Origin of the sequence: Aliidiomarina soli (genome assembly GCF_003986975.1) — a bacterium.
GTDB lineage: Bacteria > Pseudomonadota > Gammaproteobacteria > Enterobacterales > Alteromonadaceae > Aliidiomarina > Aliidiomarina soli.
The window spans coordinates 15,522-31,822 of sequence record NZ_PIPO01000007.1 but is presented as its reverse complement, the minus strand read 5'-3'; the positions used below and the strand labels follow the sequence as shown (position 1 = coordinate 31,822).

25 protein-coding genes are annotated in these 16,301 nt (G+C 50.0%); 1 reads left to right on the top strand and 24 read right to left on the bottom strand.

The genetic code is table 11. The features are described 5' to 3' along the window. Positions 1-5 precede the first annotated feature (5 nt). The 20 genes from CWE14_RS14030 to CWE14_RS13935 form a co-directional block, all read right to left on the bottom strand. Positions 6-560, bottom strand: a complete 555-nt coding sequence (locus tag CWE14_RS14030; protein WP_157981833.1) for a dihydrofolate reductase family protein — start codon at positions 558-560, stop codon at positions 6-8. 108 nt (positions 561-668) lie between these two features. Then, positions 669-1,049, bottom strand: coding sequence for a hypothetical protein (locus CWE14_RS14025; protein WP_126799957.1), 381 nt, complete (start codon positions 1,047-1,049; stop codon positions 669-671). Positions 1,050-1,167: 118 nt separating this feature from the next. Beyond that, a complete protein-coding gene (locus CWE14_RS14020) occupies positions 1,168-2,130 on the bottom strand; it encodes a calcium/sodium antiporter (protein WP_126799956.1) in 963 nt (320 codons plus the stop codon). A 42-nt stretch (positions 2,131-2,172) separates the two neighbouring features. After that, positions 2,173-2,832 (bottom strand): glutathione S-transferase family protein, encoded by a 660-nt coding sequence (locus CWE14_RS14015; protein ID WP_126799955.1) that lies wholly within the window; start codon positions 2,830-2,832, stop codon positions 2,173-2,175. Positions 2,833-3,071: 239 nt separating this feature from the next. Then, positions 3,072-4,274 (bottom strand): winged helix-turn-helix domain-containing protein, encoded by a 1,203-nt coding sequence (locus tag CWE14_RS14010; protein ID WP_126799954.1) that lies wholly within the window; start codon positions 4,272-4,274, stop codon positions 3,072-3,074. A 41-nt stretch (positions 4,275-4,315) separates the two neighbouring features. Then, positions 4,316-5,128, bottom strand: a complete 813-nt coding sequence (locus CWE14_RS14005; protein ID WP_126799953.1) for an alpha/beta fold hydrolase — start codon at positions 5,126-5,128, stop codon at positions 4,316-4,318. Between the two features lie 23 nt (positions 5,129-5,151). Continuing rightward, positions 5,152-5,913 (bottom strand): ABC transporter permease, encoded by a 762-nt coding sequence (locus tag CWE14_RS14000; RefSeq protein WP_126799952.1) that lies wholly within the window; start codon positions 5,911-5,913, stop codon positions 5,152-5,154. Further along, positions 5,910-6,836 (bottom strand): ABC transporter ATP-binding protein, encoded by a 927-nt coding sequence (locus CWE14_RS13995; RefSeq protein ID WP_126799951.1) that lies wholly within the window; start codon positions 6,834-6,836, stop codon positions 5,910-5,912. The genes CWE14_RS14000 and CWE14_RS13995 overlap by 4 nt, the downstream gene beginning before the upstream one ends. A gap of 152 nt (positions 6,837-6,988) precedes the next feature. Beyond that, complete coding sequence (locus tag CWE14_RS13990) at positions 6,989-7,225, bottom strand: hypothetical protein (protein WP_126799950.1); 237 nt, start codon at positions 7,223-7,225, stop codon at positions 6,989-6,991. A 325-nt stretch (positions 7,226-7,550) separates the two neighbouring features. After that, positions 7,551-8,024 (bottom strand): hypothetical protein, encoded by a 474-nt coding sequence (locus tag CWE14_RS13985; RefSeq protein ID WP_126799949.1) that lies wholly within the window; start codon positions 8,022-8,024, stop codon positions 7,551-7,553. Between the two features lie 91 nt (positions 8,025-8,115). Then, a complete protein-coding gene (locus CWE14_RS13980; protein ID WP_126799948.1) occupies positions 8,116-8,541 on the bottom strand; it encodes a hypothetical protein in 426 nt (141 codons plus the stop codon). After that, entirely contained in the window at positions 8,538-9,101 is a 564-nt protein-coding gene (locus tag CWE14_RS13975) for a hypothetical protein (protein WP_126799947.1), read from the bottom strand. Before CWE14_RS13975 ends, CWE14_RS13980 begins: the two co-directional genes overlap by 4 nt. Before the next feature lie 54 nt (positions 9,102-9,155). Then, complete coding sequence (locus tag CWE14_RS13970; protein ID WP_126799946.1) at positions 9,156-9,572, bottom strand: hypothetical protein; 417 nt, start codon at positions 9,570-9,572, stop codon at positions 9,156-9,158. Between the two features lie 31 nt (positions 9,573-9,603). Beyond that, positions 9,604-10,716, bottom strand: a complete 1,113-nt coding sequence (locus tag CWE14_RS13965) for a hypothetical protein (RefSeq protein WP_126799945.1) — start codon at positions 10,714-10,716, stop codon at positions 9,604-9,606. Between the two features lie 178 nt (positions 10,717-10,894). Further along, entirely contained in the window at positions 10,895-11,782 is an 888-nt protein-coding gene (locus tag CWE14_RS13960; RefSeq protein ID WP_126799944.1) for a metallophosphoesterase family protein, read from the bottom strand. Positions 11,783-11,920: 138 nt separating this feature from the next. After that, positions 11,921-12,040 (bottom strand): FMN-binding negative transcriptional regulator, encoded by a 120-nt coding sequence (locus tag CWE14_RS14815; RefSeq protein WP_241972423.1) that lies wholly within the window; start codon positions 12,038-12,040, stop codon positions 11,921-11,923. Between the two features lie 38 nt (positions 12,041-12,078). Then, complete coding sequence (locus CWE14_RS13950) at positions 12,079-12,615, bottom strand: hypothetical protein (protein ID WP_126799943.1); 537 nt, start codon at positions 12,613-12,615, stop codon at positions 12,079-12,081. Continuing rightward, entirely contained in the window at positions 12,616-12,843 is a 228-nt protein-coding gene (locus CWE14_RS13945; protein ID WP_126799942.1) for a hypothetical protein, read from the bottom strand. Then, the gene (locus CWE14_RS13940; RefSeq protein ID WP_126799941.1) at positions 12,830-13,138 is read right to left on the bottom strand and encodes a hypothetical protein; all 309 of its coding nucleotides are present in this window, start codon (positions 13,136-13,138) and stop codon (positions 12,830-12,832) included. The genes CWE14_RS13945 and CWE14_RS13940 overlap by 14 nt, the downstream gene beginning before the upstream one ends. A 50-nt stretch (positions 13,139-13,188) precedes the next feature. After that, positions 13,189-13,641: a hypothetical protein gene (locus CWE14_RS13935; RefSeq protein ID WP_126799940.1), complete on the bottom strand. Its 453-nt coding sequence runs from the start codon at positions 13,639-13,641 to the stop codon at positions 13,189-13,191. Between the two features lie 125 nt (positions 13,642-13,766). Between CWE14_RS13935 and CWE14_RS13930 the strand changes: the two genes are divergently transcribed. Beyond that, on the top strand, positions 13,767-14,327 hold the full coding sequence (locus tag CWE14_RS13930; RefSeq protein WP_126799939.1) for an ATP-dependent Clp protease proteolytic subunit: 561 nt from the start codon (positions 13,767-13,769) through the stop codon (positions 14,325-14,327). A 68-nt stretch (positions 14,328-14,395) separates the two neighbouring features. Here the strand turns inward: CWE14_RS13930 and lepB are convergent, their stop codons facing one another. From lepB to CWE14_RS13910, 4 genes are all read right to left on the bottom strand, one after another. Further along, positions 14,396-15,037: a signal peptidase I gene (gene lepB / locus CWE14_RS13925; protein WP_126799938.1), complete on the bottom strand. Its 642-nt coding sequence runs from the start codon at positions 15,035-15,037 to the stop codon at positions 14,396-14,398. A gap of 37 nt (positions 15,038-15,074) precedes the next feature. Then, positions 15,075-15,635: a hypothetical protein gene (locus tag CWE14_RS13920; protein ID WP_126799937.1), complete on the bottom strand. Its 561-nt coding sequence runs from the start codon at positions 15,633-15,635 to the stop codon at positions 15,075-15,077. A gap of 40 nt (positions 15,636-15,675) precedes the next feature. After that, positions 15,676-15,936 carry a hypothetical protein gene (locus tag CWE14_RS13915; protein ID WP_126799936.1) on the bottom strand — a complete coding sequence of 87 codons (261 nt, stop codon included), beginning with the start codon at positions 15,934-15,936 and terminating at the stop codon, positions 15,676-15,678. Positions 15,937-16,032: 96 nt separating this feature from the next. After that, a complete protein-coding gene (locus CWE14_RS13910; protein WP_126799935.1) occupies positions 16,033-16,257 on the bottom strand; it encodes a hypothetical protein in 225 nt (74 codons plus the stop codon). Positions 16,258-16,301 lie beyond the last annotated feature (44 nt).

The following is a 16,301-nucleotide window of genomic DNA, read 5'->3' as shown; positions in this document are numbered from 1 at the left end:
TGCAGCTATATTTCATTCACTTTATATCGTAAGAGTACCGAACCAGACTCAAACGAATCAACGCCCAACAGGCTAAGACCAATTCGTTGTTTTATCGCCGTAAATGCTCGCGGATCAGCTACGCCAATATAGGGTTGGGCAACAATATGAAGTTCATTCACCAGCCCTTCGTTTAACAAGCTGCTGGCAAGGCTGGGGCTACCGAAAATAACCACCCGACCCTGTATTCCCGCCAGCGTTTTGCGAATGCTCTCAAGACCAGGCTTAATCTGTGAAGTATTATGCCAGGTCAAGGCTACTGACGTACCCGAGACAACCAGCTTAGGGATAGTATGAAAGGCTTCCGCCAACGCCAGCGTGCCCGCTGGCAGGTCAGTGCGGCTAGCCGCTTGCGGCCAGAACTGCATAAATAATTCAAAGGTATGCCTGCCCAGCAACATGGCAGCGGCGGAACGCGTAAGTTGAGTCGCATACTCAAGGTGTGCGTCACCAATGCTGCTATCCTGATGGTGACACAAACCCCCTGCAGTCACATTGATTGAATGGATGACATGTGCCAATTGCAAACTCCTGTCCAGATCTGTTTAGCCTGCATGCTAGTCGGATCGGGACTACGTGTTTCGACAACCCACAGCGTGCAAGCTGCCACTCAACCCCGGGTAATCCTGTCAGTCAAGCTGGACGTTCTGGATTGACTGGTCCAGAGCAGAGGGTCTGGTTGACAGGTAGGCAATCGGAATCAAACCGCCAAGCGCACCAATAAAGAAACAAATTACTCCCGCCAGGGCAATTAGCAGCAAGGTAGGAAATGAGTTCAATAGTCCTTTGCTTTTAGCAATTAACAAGCCCAGCACCAGGGTATAAACCACAGCCACAATAGTGCCTGTTCTGGCACCCGCCTCAAAGGCATTCTCACTGCCGACAATGGTACCCGCGATTCCCCCTGCTATGGCGCCAATAAGAACACCCAAAATTACGTACGCCAGGTAAAAACCAAAGGCCTGCTTAGCAGATCGCTGATAAACGAAATTGGTCAGGTTTGAAAACATAATGTATCCCTCGTGGTGTCGCTGATAGCGTTATTATCTTATTGACTTTACAAGAGTTAATACGGGCGGACAAGCGCGGATATATGAGCCACTGCAACTAGAGGGTTACACACTCGGGCTACCCAGCAAAGACCGTAAAGCTCAGTCCCACATAGGCCGCGTAGCCTAACAGAAGCAGGCCACCCTCCAGTCGGCTGAGACGATTCCCAGTATAAAGAAACAGTAGCAGAACCAGTGAAGTGGCCAGCATCACCCACTGATCAAACTGCAGAATTCGGTGGTGAACCGGCAGCGGTTGCAACAACGCAGAAATACCAAGGATCCCAAGCAGGTTAAAGATATTGCTACCCAGAATGTTACCGATAGCAACGTCCGCATGGCGGCGGAACGCAGCGATAACTGAAATCGAAAGCTCCGGCAACGAGGTTCCCACCGCAACCAGTGTCAGCCCGATGACCGCTTCGGACACACCGAATGATTCGGCAATACCGACCGCTCCCCTTAGCAGTACCTGAGAGCCCACAATTAAGAGCAGTAAACCCAGTATTATTGCGGTGATCATCCATAGTACGGTTCGTGGCAAGGAGGCCACTTCCTCTCCTTCTGCCCTATGCAGCTCAGCGGACGGTGCCGTGCCAAGCTGCTCCGTCCGGTAGGCCCAGGTGAGATAAGCCAACAGCACAATTAAGAGAATCGCAGCATCCCATCTTGCCAACGCACTGCCGCCGACGAGTATCAGAAAGAGGATACTTGCGGCCACCACGGTAATTGCATCACGCCGCAGTACAAGCGGCCGCACAGCAAGCGGTGTTATCAGCGCACACAGCCCCAGTATCAGCAAAATATTCCCGATATTACTACCAACCACGTTACCAACAGCGATATCCGGCCGCTCGCTTAACGCCGCATCAATAGAAACCACCAATTCCGGAGCGGAAGTACCAAAACCAACGATAAGCAGGCCACTTAGCAGCGGCGACACTCCCAGCCGCTGTGCAACCGCCAGTGCCCCTCTGATTAGCGCTTCACCCCCAGTGGTTAGGAGTACAACCCCGATCGCCACCAACAATAAATTCAACACTCGTTAGCCCCCTGAAAATATTCCATGCGTATTCTCCTTTCGTTACATCGCGCCAGTCCCTTGTAAGCGACGCGAATATTCATCAAAACTTGTCTGCCAGCTTGCTCGCTCATAACAGCGAGCTAAATATGCCGTCACCTTCGGATAGGTTTCTAAAATAGTTGTATGCTGAATCTGACGCACAGCCAACGCCATCAGAATGTCCGGGTACGTGAAAACGCTTCCCAGTAAATAGCGCGTCTTGCCAAGCGTGTCACTTAAAACTTCAAGGCGTTTATGCGCTAACTCGACCAGCGCCGGCCGACGAAGCTTGGCCCACTCGGCCTCGGCATCAAACAAGTCAATGGAGGCAATCTCCGTTAACGGCCCCTCCACAGTATCCAGCGCCGCAAAAGCCCATTGCAGAGCTTTTGCCCGCTCTGCCGCAGACTCCGGCATAAGCTTTCCTGACTTTTCTGCCAGATAACTGACTATAGCCCCTGATTCAAAAAGAATTAAACCATCGTCATCGATAGCAGGGACTTTTCCGAATGGGTTGAGGGCGAGAAAATCAGGACCATGCAACTCATCTGCGAAATCATCCAACCCTCGCACCTGGTATTCTAATTCACATTCCTCAAGTGCCCATAGCACACGCAGGTCGCGTGTAATACCAATCACCTGCGGCGCTACCTTGCCAAATCCGTACACTGTAATCATCATCGTTCTCCCAATCGCCGTTTTCTTACAACTGTAATAAGTAAGGCTGCGGCCAGAATGGCCGAGCCATCCTTAGTCGTCTCTGGTTGGGTTAATTCGACGATTTACAGGTGTCCTGCGGTGGCGGGAGTATCGGGTGAACCAAACGCTGTCTCAGTGTGCTCCTGCGCAGCCATAGCGGTTCCCCCCTCGTTACAAGCGGAAACTGGTTAAGATGTCAGAAAGGAGTATAGGTCCACTGGTCAAAAATGCGACAGGGCGGCGCGCAAACTCTGGGTCAGATGCTCTGGGTAAGCCTGGGTCAGCGATATCGAGTCACAGTTCTGGAAGCGGCAGAACTCCGTCACGGCATCGGCAAAGGCTGCAATAACAGCATCATGATCAAAGTTATGAGGTTCAAAGTGCAGTGACTTTATTTCCAGGTGGCTTATTTTTCGGTGGGCTTTGCAATCCATACGGCCAACAAACTGGTCGCGGTAAAGCAGGGGCAGGCAGAAGTAGCCAAACTGGCGTTTAGCGGCGGGGACATAGCATTCTATCTGGTAGTCGTACTGAAATAAGGATCTTAGACGGTCGCGCTGGATCACACTGTTGTCGAATGGCGACAAAATCTGTAGGCGGTTATTCAGGCGCGGCAACGGCCTTTCCAGGCCTCCGGCTTGCAGCAAGAAAACCTCTCCGTTGCCAAGCAGAACCTGATCTAAGCTACCCTGCGCCAGCCTGTCGTTGACCAGAGTTTTCATCGTTTTGCGCAGCTCAGAATTACGCCGCAAATAAGTCAGCCCTTTCAGCGACACCAAGCCATGACAACGCAGTTGCTGCTCTAACATATGGGCTGCCAATTCTTCTGTAGTGGGCATCTGGGTATTAACGTGCGCTGGCAACACCCGCTCGGTCAGGTCATAAGTTTTCTGAAAACCTTCACGGTCACTGACCATCAGATCACCCTGCATATAGAGCTGCTCAAGTGCTTTTTTGGCGGGCTTCCAGTCCCACCATCCTGCTCGTTTGGTGGGGTTGTTTTCAAGATCACGCGAACGCAACGGGCCGTCGGATGTAATCCGTGCCAACAGCTCAGCCATCAGCTTGTGATCCGGGTTTCGATTCCAGTGGGTCTGACCGCTTTTAATCGCGTGTTTGTAAGGTAGCGAAAAACGAAAATCATCGATCGGCAGAAACGCCGCCGCGTGGGACCAGTACTCAAAAATATCACCGGCCCGCAGCATCTGATTAGTCATCGACGGCGTAAAACCGGGCACCCGGGAATACAAAACATGGTGGTGCGCTCGTTCCACCACTGAAATGGTGTCGATCTGCACATAGCCGATATGGTTAATTGCCTTGCGCGCGCCTGATACCCCGCGACCATAAGGCTTAGCCTGCACCAACCCCTGTGCAGCCAAAGCAATGCGACGCAGCCGCGTCAGCTCGTTGCTAGACGACATATCTGGCCCCGGCATGGTGATGCAATGCCGTGTGGCAATGGTTAAGGCCGAACATTGTTCAGTAGCTTAACCAGTTCGCTAACCACAAGCTCAGGCTCGTCATCCTGCACAAAGTGTCCGCTTTGGCTGGTAACCACCGCCTCGCCCCGGGGAAACTGGTTTACCCACTCGCTTTGTATTTGCCCCCAAAGCCGACGCCCCTCTGCACTTTCAAATGCAGTAGAAGGGTCTTCAGGTACTTTCACCCCAGCAATTAAGGTCACCGGTATATCACCAATCTCGGCAAGGCCAGCGGCAGGTGATTTGTCCCACATCATATCCAGGAAGCACCATCTACCTTCGCCTGCGGCGTAATCGTTTTGTTTAACCATCTCAATTTCCGCGCGCCCCTCTTCAGGGTTTAGCTGATAAACAATATCAATGTCACGAGGGTTTTCCGGATCAACCATCAGCATGGCGGCGACGTCTCCCTGATGAATCGCGGCGAAATTGCGAGCGGTGGTGCCGCCAAGCGAATGCCCGACATACACAATTGGCCGCTCAACATGCAAAGCGTTAAGCAGTTGATCGACTTCATCGACGTAATCTGCCGCGCTACGTTGCCCACTGCAAGGTTTTGAATTACCTTCGCCTAAGCGGGAAAACCTGACCGCAGTAATATTGGCGGGCAGGCGTTCCCATATTGAGTCCCATCCCGCCATTCCGGATAAAGCACCAGCATCGAAGAGCACAACCCTGTCGCCGCCCTCTTTAACTTCATATTCTATCGACCCTCCATCAAGCTCAAGCATGGACGAAGCCGCGACTTGAAAGTTAACTAAGCCGGCCAACAAAACACTAAGCGCTTTCAACAAAAAATTTCCTTATGTCTATGAATTCAGACCTTAACCTTGTACCCAGTGCGGAACACCCACCAGATTATCACAAGGAAAAGCGCTAAGAATGAACATATCATAACCAGGCTCCAGACAATGCTGACGTCTGCCACCCCATAAAAGCTCCAGCGAAAACCACTTACCAGGTACACCACCGGATTAAACAAAGTCACCTTTTGCCAGAAATCAGGCAGCATGCTAATCGAGTAGAAGGTTCCACCGAGAAACGCCAGCGGCGTGACCACCATCAGTGGGATAGCCTGCAGTCGTTCAAAACCATCTGCCATCACCCCAATAATGAAACCAAGCAGGCTGAAGGTAACAGCTGTCAGAAACAGGAATAAAACCATCCAAAACGGGTGCATAATCGAGTAATCAACAAATACCCGAGCAGTTAACAGAATAATGACGCCGAGAATTAATGACTTAGAGGCAGCCGCCCCGACGTACCCGACGACAATTTCAAACGCCGACACCGGCGCCGAGAGGATTTCATAAATCGCGCCGGACCACTTCGGCATGTAAATACCGAAGGAAGAATTCGACGTACTCTCGGTCAGGACCATCAGCATAATAAGCCCCGGAACAATAAATGCGCCGTAACTGATGCCATCAATGCTGGCCATCGCCGAGCCGATTGCCGAGCCAAATACAATAAAGTACAACGAGGTGGACAACACTGGCGAGGCAATGCTCTGCATCGGGGTACGCCAGGTGCGTGCCAGTTCAGATAAGTAAATCGCTTTTATCGCATACCAGTTCATGCGCGTGCCTCCACCAGGTTGACAAAAATCTGTTCGAGTGACGTCTGTTCTGTACGTACATCACTCAGCATAATATCCGCCCGATTCAGCGCTCCCAGCACCTCAGTCACCCGGTTTTTCTGGCTATTGCTGTCGTAGGTATAGGTCAGCCGTTGCGCAGCAGCGTCATAATCAATCTCAAAGTCGTCAAACTCAGGAGGTAACGACGTCACGGGTGTCTGCAAGTGCAGAATAAGCTGCTTCTTGCCGAGCTGTTTCATAAGCTGGTCTTTGTTCTCGGTCAGCACGATCTCCCCACCACGAATGATACTAATGCGGTCAGCTATCTCTTCCGCCTCTTCGATATAGTGCGTAGTGAGAATAATGGTGACGCCCTGGCTACGAAGCTTAGCGATCAGCCGCCACATATCGCGGCGCAACTCCACGTCCACACCCGCCGTTGGTTCATCCAGAAAGAGAATTTCAGGCTCATGGGCCAGTGCTTTGGCAATCAGAACCCGTCGCTTCATACCGCCGGAGAGTGACTGCAATTGTTCATCCCGTTTGTCCCACAACGTCAGCGAACGCAACACCTCTTCCAGGTAATCATCGTTGGCCGGTTTACCAAATACCCCGCGGCTAAAGCGCAGGGTATTCCAAACCGTGTCAAACATATTGATAGAAAGCTCCTGCGGCACCAGCCCGATTTTGCTGCGGGTTTTACGATAGTCACGCACCACGTCATAACCATCCACGGACACCGACCCACTGCCGGGGTTTACCAGCCCACAAATAATACTAATCAGCGTGGTCTTTCCCGCACCATTGGGCCCTAGCAGCGCAAGAATTTCGCCGCGCTCTATGCTCAGACTGACATCGTTCAGAGCCTGCAGCCCGGACGGATAGCGCTTGCTTAAGTTTTTAACTTCAAGAATTGTCGTCATTGAGTTCTCCAGAATGTTATCCAGCAACTAATCGATACAGCTCCGCGTAAATCAACCAAAGCTATCGATTAATTCGTAACGCCGGCAATGCTAATAGTTGAAGTTAGGTTTAGGTCAAGAAGTTTTCGGTGGGGTCGCATGAATACGGCGAGTCATTCCAGCATAATGCCAGAAACCTGGTGCGCTACCCTCATACTGCAATGAGTTTGCGCCTGCTCGTCCTCCGATTCACAGGCTTGCAGTAAAGGATATGCCAAATCGAACTCCAGGGAAGATTCTGATTCCGGATAATGATGCAAAAGGTAGCAAACTTCCATCCGGTATGCCGCGTGAACCAGCATATCAAGAGGTTCCGGTGTTGAATAAACTTCATCTAAAATGGACTGCATGAGCAGTCCCGCCCAGGGCAGACGAGACGCTACCGATGAAATATTCCTTTCAAGATACACCTTAGACTCTCCTCGGTGTCGTGCCCGAATCGCTTCCTTAGTCATCTCTATAGAAGCTCGCATCCCATCCGGTAGCGGGCACATAGACTCCGCCTGGCTAACAAGTGGAAACGTTAGCGCCGACAGAAAGGCTACGTAACTGACAGCTACTTTCAATGACCTTCCTACTATCATGATCCGCCCATTCAATAACTTAAGGGAGCGTTTTAGTTGGCACGGCGCCGGGCGTCAAAGAACATTGACATCAGATAGCCAACGCTTTCAACTATTGGGCGATGAATGAATAATTCCTAATCTCGCCACGACTATTCGCTCGTAAAACAAAACTACGTCGCAGGTTACCATTGTAATCGGAAAATCTGATGCTATAACCGCCATTCCCAGTTCTGCGAACACTGTACTTACTGCTTATTTTACTCGTAATTGCGTGCTCAGGAATTCGTCCTTCTACGACCGGACTTGATAACGTAATACTCGTAAGTTCATTTGAAGACAAGTCATCAAATGTCAGAATATAATAGTGTTGTTCGCCCAATATGGAATCGAGACGGTCCGTGCTCATACTGTGCTCAGTTAATTGAGCTTCAAGAGCTTTTCTCCCGCTGATGTTACCCTCTGAATAATAGTAGCCATTAGTTTGAATTAGAGATTCGAACTCAGCTTCTGCACTCTTGGGGAGAACGGCACAACTGGACAGCGCGACCATCGCTAAAGCTATTATTGTGGAATTTTTAAACATTAGATACCCTTTTTATTTTTATACACAGCTGTTCAGCTGCGGAGCTTATACTTCAAAAACAGACCAAAAGTTCGTGCGCTATTTACATTGGCTAGGCTTCTTTTTCAACGCCTAGCCCACCCATTTTGGCTCGATCAATGGCAAGATCCTGCAGCTTGCTCAGCTTCACTTTCGACATTGAAATAGCAATTCCAGCGCATACAGGCGCCAATAGGTATAAAAGAGGATTTAACTGGAGTAGCCAGCAACCCGCAATATGAAGAATCATCGCAATAAGGCCTATCGGCAGACGTACTTTCAGTCGGTAGGGAAACCCTGTATACCTGGCAAACAGGCCAATAACCACCGGCGGCAATAACAGCATAACTGCAAGAACACCGCCCATTTCACCAAAGAGTAAATAAAGTGCTGCCACAGGTAACGCGCCGCCTATTGCGCCAAAAAAAGCGGCAAGTGGACGCTCTTTTTTATTGAGTTCAGCATACGCATGCTGCATTTCTTCGATTGAATACTTCATTGTTGATTCCTTACATTTATTATTGCTGTTAGCGGAAGGTGATGTTCTGATTGCGGGGTTATATCGTAATGCCCGCCCCTAACTTCATCATGGAACCCATTACAGATCTTTAGCTTTTCAGCGCGATTCCCCGACAGCAATGTATCGGCCATCTTAGCCCCGGTCCGAACTGCGATTTCAGCCAGTTCTGTCAACGCTGCTGCACCTGCGGCTTGTCCTTTTTCCTGACCGAACTCTTCCTCTGTCTCGCGTCTAATACTTGTCACTCTAGCCGCAGTCCAAGTCCTACCAGCATTGACGTACTCGCCATTATTGATTTCCCAGTCATCAACTATGCCATGCGTAAATTCATCGTCTCTTCCAAGGAGGTCACTGCACCTACTAGCAACTGTACGGACGGAAACGTTGAGTGCGAGAGCGTATCCTGCAGCAGCATTTAGCGCCCCCATTGCATCACCACCCGCCGCCGAGTCATCATCAACAGATGTTGTAGCGCAGGACGTTAAAAACATTATTTGCAACAGGAAACATGTAACTATCGATATTTTATTTAGTTTCAAAATCCTCTCCGATACCTTTGAAACACTGCTAACAAACGCTGATTTATATAGAAATCACCAGAATTTCCACCAAGGCTTCTTTTCTTTAGTTCCATCACCAGGGAATATTATTTCTCCGTTATCTGCACTGACATCGAAAAAACCTACAGAATGTTTTATCGCCAACTCCCGCACTTTAGGGTAAGCCTCTTCAACTACAGACCATGAAAAGGCAGAATAAATGACATTCTGCCCTATGCTATAGTCCGTTACTCTGGAGTCATCCGAATCCTCGTTTGCCAGCGGGCCATTCATCGCCGGAAAATGCTCTACCATTTCCTGAAGCCACGCCTGCAGTCCTGGTGAAGATACGGTGGGATTCTGATAGCCATGGTCTTCTGTCCATTTTATTTGGTGGGCATACCATGCCATGAACTCTTTTCTCTCTTTCGGTGCAGCTGTCGGCTCAAACACCATCAAGTCATAACTCATACTCTTCCCTTTCGCGGTACACAATGGCTATCTATTGGTTTTTAGTTAGTGGCAGGGAGTCGGGCATTGATGCCCAGGCTTCAAATGCAGCCTCCAGTGCTTCCATCGAGCCAGGAAGTCCGGCGTCCGAGCCAGCTTGAGCCAGCCATTCATCGAATGACTGCCCGTTCCTCATGGTATCGGCCATGTCTCCAAGAATTTGAGGGTTTCCAGTCTGTTGCAGCAAATAGTCCAACCAGCCACGAGTTTGCGCGTAAAAGATTCGTCCTTCAGCAATTTGCTCTGCACTCACCGACGCCGACAGCACTGCCGCGCCTTCCTCAGTCGCTCTTTCCCGCGCTTCTCGCATCAACTCACGCAGGTCACTATTGTTGAATACCGGGTGAGTCATCGACAGGTAAGAACCCAGCGACACCAGTTTCCCTTCTCGCGCCAACTGCCGAAATTCCGTACGTCGCCCTGCCGTCATTTCATTAGATTCAGCCGCAATTGCAGCTGCCTCGTCAAGCCAGTCAGGCGCATCGCCGCCATACTGTGTTCCGCCTGGCCGGGTCGATGGCCAGACGCCTTCTATAAATAACTTGTGCGCTACTTCATGCCGTAACGCCGTGGGCTCAAGTGTGGTGGCTGGTGATGCCGCAGCTGGAGGATGTTGCGCCAGCGCCCTCTCAACCAGCCTTTCAACTTGCTCTGGATCTGGTGTTCTCCCAGCGCTGGATAACTGGGCCTCGATCTGCTCGCGAATCGCCTGCGTACGAGGGTCGGTCGAATTGTCACTAGCAGTGTCGTCAGCAAACCGCCAGGGTAAAGCCCATGCAGAACCGGCTGCACGAATCGAGGCGAGCGCTGGTGCATGTTGAACATCGACGATGGCACCGTCCAAAGGCGTCCTTGCAAAGTAGTGAGTAAAGGCTTCAAAAGCCGCTTCTCGTTCCCTCGCCGCCTCCACTGCCTGACACTGACTTGGCGCTACCACCCACCCTTGCGCCGACCTGAACCAGTGCTTTCGCGGAATTGACTCCACCGGGACCGCCTCGTCATCCGGCCACGACTCAAACCCCTCCGGCTCAGGGCCACAGTCCGCAAACGTCATCGAGCTAAGAAACGCCAGCCCCAATGGCCAAAGGCGATAATAGATATTCATGGCAAACCTCCGACTGTATGATTATTAATCAATCGTAAATATAACCAGGATATTTGAGCCGGGGCAAGATTTCAGGGAATGTATGCAGTGGGATTTCAAGAATGGAAAGAGGGAAGTGAGGAAAGTGAGATAAACAAAGCCTGCTAACAACTTAGTCAGCAGGCTTTAGAACTTGCCGCTAGCGAGGAAGCTCGAAACGGTATTCGTGTCGCTCCAGTGGTCCTTCCACGTCAACCTGGAACGTCTCTACCAGAACTTCATCATTATCGAAAATGCTGAACACCCGATACATCGGCGTGTGCCGCGTTTCGTCAGGTATTTTGGTCCGCTCTAGCGCCGGAATATGCAGGTAGTGTACATGGTCGATGCGTTTTGAATGCTCAACCCGCTCCATGTCCATATGCAGATCACCCGAAATCACCGCAGCTAAGTTCGGCTGGGCAACGATATCTGCGAACCCTTCATGGGTAATGCCTTTGTCCGCATTCTCTGGATAGACGCCCGTTTGCGCACCATGAACAATGAGAAGAACTGGCTTCGGCGCCAGGTTGGTAATCTGCTCATGCATCCAGGCAATACCTTCGTCACCAAAATCGCGGCCGAAGTCAGGCGAGGCGAATACCAAAGCGACAGAATCATGCTCAAGTACGTAGCTTGGCTGTTCAATAGTAACCTTGCCCTCATTCCACAGGTTAGCGTAACGCATGTAACGCTCTACACTCTCACCGTGCTCTTCGTTACCCATAATCGGGTAAAACGGAAGTGTCAGGCGTTGCAGGACCGGCGTCACATTCTCATATTGAATGGTCGTGCCTTTATGGGCAATGTCACCCACGCCAGCAACAAAATCGAAATTGCGCTGCTCATTTAATCGATTAACTTCATCAACTGCAGCTGACACGCCAGGGAACTCCGCCTCTGGCTTGGGTTCGGCATCCCCCAACACCGCGAAACTCAGTACCACGTTATTATCAGCGGTATCAGCCTCAGCGCTGTCAGCACAGCCACTTGTTAAAGTAATGGTCCCGATAAGGGAAATAGCAGTAAGAATTCGAATCAAAGACATATAGCCGAGCCCTATTGTTAGTTTTTTAAATAAGCCTGAGTAAATAGCAGGGCGAATGCTAGCTGAAGAATATGTCAGATAGATGACAGTCCGGTATCGGGCAGCGCAGCTGCTGTTGCAGCCAAACAGAGTTCTCAATCACCATTGCCTTACCTTCGGCATGCGCACAGCCAGGTAATTCCAGGTCGGTACAACTCTGCCCGTCTCAGCCTTGGTTGGATACCACGAGGGAGCCGCAAAATGCCTTGGGACGTACATCCGTTATGATTCCTTTTTAAATAACTCGCAAAGCCATCCTAGCGGCTTTCATTCCTGGCCTCTGCTCTGGCTCTTGATTCTTCCAATGCAGGCACAGACCATTCGGCACGCTGCTCGTCAGTAACAACGTCGGGCTCAACGTCATACAGATACCAATCACCCGAGTCATCGACGGTGAACTGCGTGCCATACCATTGCGGTTGCTCGAAATACATCATCAGGCGATCCCAGGACGCAGCCTTTAACCAGGTCGCGCGTGAATAGCCTAAGGTAGCAGAGATAGTGGCGAATGAATGCGCCAGACGGATATCGTCTACCGTTTCGCCGTGCTGAAAAATCAACGCGGCGTTGAAATAATCCAGACCGGTCTTAATTTCACCTTCAGCAAGAAGCGACAACACCGCTTCTCTGCGCTCAGCGTCTTGCCTGCTCACCTCGTCCCAATCCAGATCCTGGCTGCGCCGCGCTTCCTGATCCGCATCGAACATCTGCTGGAGTTCAACGTTATCCTGGGCAACTGCACTGTTGGCGGTAAGTGTCAGTGCTGCAATAATTACCAATATAACTGTATTCATTTAACAATCCTTATTATGAAGTTGTGGGCTACTCGCTGTTATCTGAGCGAGCTTTTTAGAGTACAGCATGTGAACAAACAATATGAGAATGGCTACTGGAAAGGCCATGACAAACCAAACAAAAATCGACTGAATCTCCGGCGGTAACGCCACTAAGGCGATAAGCGCCAGTGCTTCAACAACCCCGGCGAATATGGCAATTATTTTTAGTGGATTAGTGTCTTTCATGAAACTTTATTTTCCTCAGGATACAGGTCAACAGCGCAACTACGGATGCCACCACAGAAAACTGCCCAAGCATCAGCATCGCTAGCTTAGGCCAGAAGTTAATTTCTTCGGTAAACAATGGATGCCAGACCCACACGAGGGTCAAATTACCGGGAAACAACAATATCTGAACGCCCGGCATCGGCCCGCCCCATGTATCCCACAAATTCCAGCTGAGAGTAAAGGCTGCTAAACCGACGACTAGTGCGATAATGCCAGCGTAAAGTGCGATGGTGTGGGTTTTAAGCTTTTTCATATTATTCCAGTTAAAGATCGCACTGATTGACGCGAATAGGATTTGGATTTCTAATCCTGTCTGGCATTTTTACAGCTTAGCTTCGGCCACTCCTGGTAAGTGCCTACAGCAAAGCAAATGCCAATGGTTAAACATAGTGCTGAACTCAACACCCAGAACGTCAGGCTGTTTTCCGGAAACATCGGCATCAGTGCGACGAACGAGACACCGCGAAACAGAAAGATGCACGCAATGATGCACAGGGCGGTCCGTAACAACGGTAATCGCCGGATGACACCTGCGCCAGATAAAGCATAAAACGACCAGAGCGCGAGTACGATCACAATGACCGAGGTCACAGCAGCTGGGTACCAATGCCCCTCTTCGGACATCCGTGCCATCTGCTCACCAGCACCGAAAAACCGATACCAATCGCCACCAAATAGAATGCAACCCAGATGGCCCAGCGCCGCCAGAGCGCAGAACACCGCTGCTGCCATCAGATATTTGTTAGTAGAATGCATAGCTTCTCCATGAGTGTATTGGACATTTGTTAGTGAACCTTCACTAACCAGCTGTGGAATACATGGTGTCTCTTTCCTATACTCAGGAAACAATTGATTGTTTTTTAAACGCCCTGGAGCCCCTGATGCCTGAAACTGACTGTCTTGCTTTGCTTGCCAATCCGCATATACGTCTGTCGGGCTCTGTTGATCAGGAGATGTATAGCAGCTTCCGTCAGCAGCTGGAAACCTGCCCCGCGGGGCCCATCGTTATTTCCATCACCACACTCGGTGGTGATCCCGAGGTAGCGCGACTGATGGGCGACGATGTCCGTTTACTGCGGGAACAAGACGGACGCGAGATAATCTTCCTCGGTAAGGTCGCGGTTTATTCGGCCGGCGCCACGTTCATGGCAGCTTTCCCAGTCGATTGTCGTTTCCTGACCGAAGAGACATGGCTAATGATCCACGACCGCCAGATGCACAAAACCATCCCCCTCGACGGCCCTCTGCGTAGCTGCGTCGCAGTGCTTAAGGCCACACTTCACGAAATCGAACACTCGGTTATTATTGAGCAACAAGGTTTCAAGGAGATCATCAAAAACTCAAAGGTGGATTTCGACACAGTTTGCAAGCGGGCTCACGAAAACTGGTATATCAATTGCCGCGAGGCGGTCAAACTTGGGCTGGTCCATAACGTGATTTAAGCCGATCTATATTCCCAACGATGGTAGCAATATACGAGACCCTGCATTTTCACGCCGCAGCTAGAAGCTTACTGAATAGGAATGGCGAGTCTTGCAAGTCGCTCTCTTTCACCTGAAAATGAAACAGCAACTGAAGACACTTTACCCATCACACGATTTTCATCAACGAATCCCCAAGCGCGTGAATCCACACTGTTGTTCCTGTAGTCGCCCATCACGAACAACTTCCCGTCAGGAACAACAACGCGTCTTCCTGAGGGCGGAAAGCTTCTGCCCTTAATTACTTTAAAAGCATGCTCGGCTTCAAAAAGAGTCTCGGTGCCGAGAATAATATCATCCGTCGAATGGGTCACGGACTGCTCCAGGCGATGATTATTTATATAGATGGTATTGTCTTCTATGTAGAGACTATCGCCGGGTACACCCATGACCCGTTTCACATAGAGCACATCTTCATGCGGCGGAATGAAAGTAATAATGTCGCCACGCTCAGGCTGGTCCCATGTAAAAAGCCGCTTATTAAAATAAGGGAGCGATGGACCAAAGCTGGTCTTATCAATCCAGATGACATCCCCGGGAAGAATCGTCGGCTCCATAGAACTGGTGGGAACATGCGACCAGTCTGCATAGGCCGTGCGGAAAAACAGCATCAGGAAAATAACGAGTAAAAATGATTTGTATCCTTTGACGACGCTTTTTACTTTATTCATTTGTATCACTCCTAAGAATGGCTAACACATACCGTAGTTATCTTTCCGTTATCTGTACCATTCTTTGCAACTGAAGATAACGGTCTAACCGGGGAGTTATGTCATAGCGTCCAGTGCTAACTTGATCCGCAAAGTTATTGCAGCTTTCTAGCTGGTCATTATGACTCCCGGAAAGACGGGCATTGACCATCCGAGCACTATCCCTCTCTATCGCAGCACCAAACTCCGCAGCCTCCGCGCGCGCTACAGTGAATCCCTTTTCCTCCCCTAACTTTGCCTGTTTTCGTTGCATGTTAAGGTAGGCATGCGCCATGATTAACTTCCTACCAGCGTTTATATATTCTCTATTTCTGTTTTTCCAGCCATCACCTATGCCATCCATTGTCGCGTCGTCTTGTCCAAGGAGATCCGTGCAGCTATGAGCTACTGTGGCTATAAAAAGCTCAAGGACCCTCATATATGCCGCTGCAGTCAGTAAGTTTCTATACTCATCCTCAGGCGTCGTCGCCTCATCTTTATCCGCCGTTGAGGCACAGGATGCTAGAAAAACTACTTGAAGCAAAACACATAAGGTTCGCGATATTTTCTTATATTTCAATGCCTTCTCCGTGTTCCGATAGTAAATGATTTCTTAAAGGTCATTTACGGGCTTCAATTGACTCAGCTTCCAGTGCTTTATTCTTGCTGGAATCAAGAAAAAACCAGCCAACAACCACCAGAATCAATGGAGCTGCGTAGTAGCCAAGTTTAATGCCGATAGCACCATTGAATGTAGAGGCAGATGAAGTATCGAGTGAAGAAAGACCAAATATTTTCATCAATATGTTTCCAGCAGCCAGTACGAAAAATATGATCGCAATGTTTCGTCTTGTAGTAGCCTGTTTTCTGGCTTTATTCATTTTTATTCTCCCTGATTTAGAATGCTCGGCTCACCGAGCTTTTTTCGAAACTACACGGGCCGCAGTTGGTTATCCCCCACTCATAGCGGCCCCTACTCACAGCGGATGGTTCTCGAGCCATTCGCTGTCCTCTGCTTTTTTGGTGAAATTCCAAAGGCTGTCTTTATCAATAGACGAACTAATCAGCAGCCGTGTATCCGACACCCGATCAAACTCCACGTCGTAAAACCGTAAAACATGCTCCACCCGGTCTACATGCTCTTTAGTAAGCAACGCAGGGTCTTCAACTATGCCCTCCCGGTTATCCAGGACAAGCGGCATATACTCCTGGCTTGCAGGAGCCTGACTGCAAGAGCCAAGGAAAA

Coding starts and splice junctions, on each gene's coding strand:
- lepB (WP_126799938.1), bottom strand. CDS start 15,037: ATGAATAAAGTAAAAAGCGTCGTCAAAGGATACAAATCATTTTTACTC.
- CWE14_RS14815 (WP_241972423.1), bottom strand. CDS start 12,040: ATGTACGTCCCAAGGCATTTTGCGGCTCCCTCGTGGTATCCAACCAAG.
- CWE14_RS14010 (WP_126799954.1), bottom strand. CDS start 4,274: ATGTCGTCTAGCAACGAGCTGACGCGGCTGCGTCGCATTGCTTTGGCT.
- CWE14_RS14000 (WP_126799952.1), bottom strand. CDS start 5,913: ATGAACTGGTATGCGATAAAAGCGATTTACTTATCTGAACTGGCACGC.
- CWE14_RS13980 (WP_126799948.1), bottom strand. CDS start 8,541: ATGAAGTATTCAATCGAAGAAATGCAGCATGCGTATGCTGAACTCAAT.
- CWE14_RS13965 (WP_126799945.1), bottom strand. CDS start 10,716: ATGAATATCTATTATCGCCTTTGGCCATTGGGGCTGGCGTTTCTTAGC.
- CWE14_RS13945 (WP_126799942.1), bottom strand. CDS start 12,843: ATGAAAGACACTAATCCACTAAAAATAATTGCCATATTCGCCGGGGTT.
- CWE14_RS13995 (WP_126799951.1), bottom strand. CDS start 6,836: ATGACGACAATTCTTGAAGTTAAAAACTTAAGCAAGCGCTATCCGTCC.
- CWE14_RS13930 (WP_126799939.1), top strand. CDS start 13,767: ATGCCTGAAACTGACTGTCTTGCTTTGCTTGCCAATCCGCATATACGT.
- CWE14_RS13950 (WP_126799943.1), bottom strand. CDS start 12,615: ATGAATACAGTTATATTGGTAATTATTGCAGCACTGACACTTACCGCC.
- CWE14_RS13915 (WP_126799936.1), bottom strand. CDS start 15,936: ATGAATAAAGCCAGAAAACAGGCTACTACAAGACGAAACATTGCGATC.
- CWE14_RS14025 (WP_126799957.1), bottom strand. CDS start 1,049: ATGTTTTCAAACCTGACCAATTTCGTTTATCAGCGATCTGCTAAGCAG.
- CWE14_RS13970 (WP_126799946.1), bottom strand. CDS start 9,572: ATGAGTTATGACTTGATGGTGTTTGAGCCGACAGCTGCACCGAAAGAG.
- CWE14_RS13985 (WP_126799949.1), bottom strand. CDS start 8,024: ATGTTTAAAAATTCCACAATAATAGCTTTAGCGATGGTCGCGCTGTCC.
- CWE14_RS13935 (WP_126799940.1), bottom strand. CDS start 13,641: ATGCATTCTACTAACAAATATCTGATGGCAGCAGCGGTGTTCTGCGCT.
- CWE14_RS13960 (WP_126799944.1), bottom strand. CDS start 11,782: ATGTCTTTGATTCGAATTCTTACTGCTATTTCCCTTATCGGGACCATT.
- CWE14_RS13940 (WP_126799941.1), bottom strand. CDS start 13,138: ATGAAAAAGCTTAAAACCCACACCATCGCACTTTACGCTGGCATTATC.
- CWE14_RS14015 (WP_126799955.1), bottom strand. CDS start 2,832: ATGATGATTACAGTGTACGGATTTGGCAAGGTAGCGCCGCAGGTGATT.
- CWE14_RS13990 (WP_126799950.1), bottom strand. CDS start 7,225: ATGCAGTCCATTTTAGATGAAGTTTATTCAACACCGGAACCTCTTGAT.
- CWE14_RS13910 (WP_126799935.1), bottom strand. CDS start 16,257: ATGCCGCTTGTCCTGGATAACCGGGAGGGCATAGTTGAAGACCCTGCG.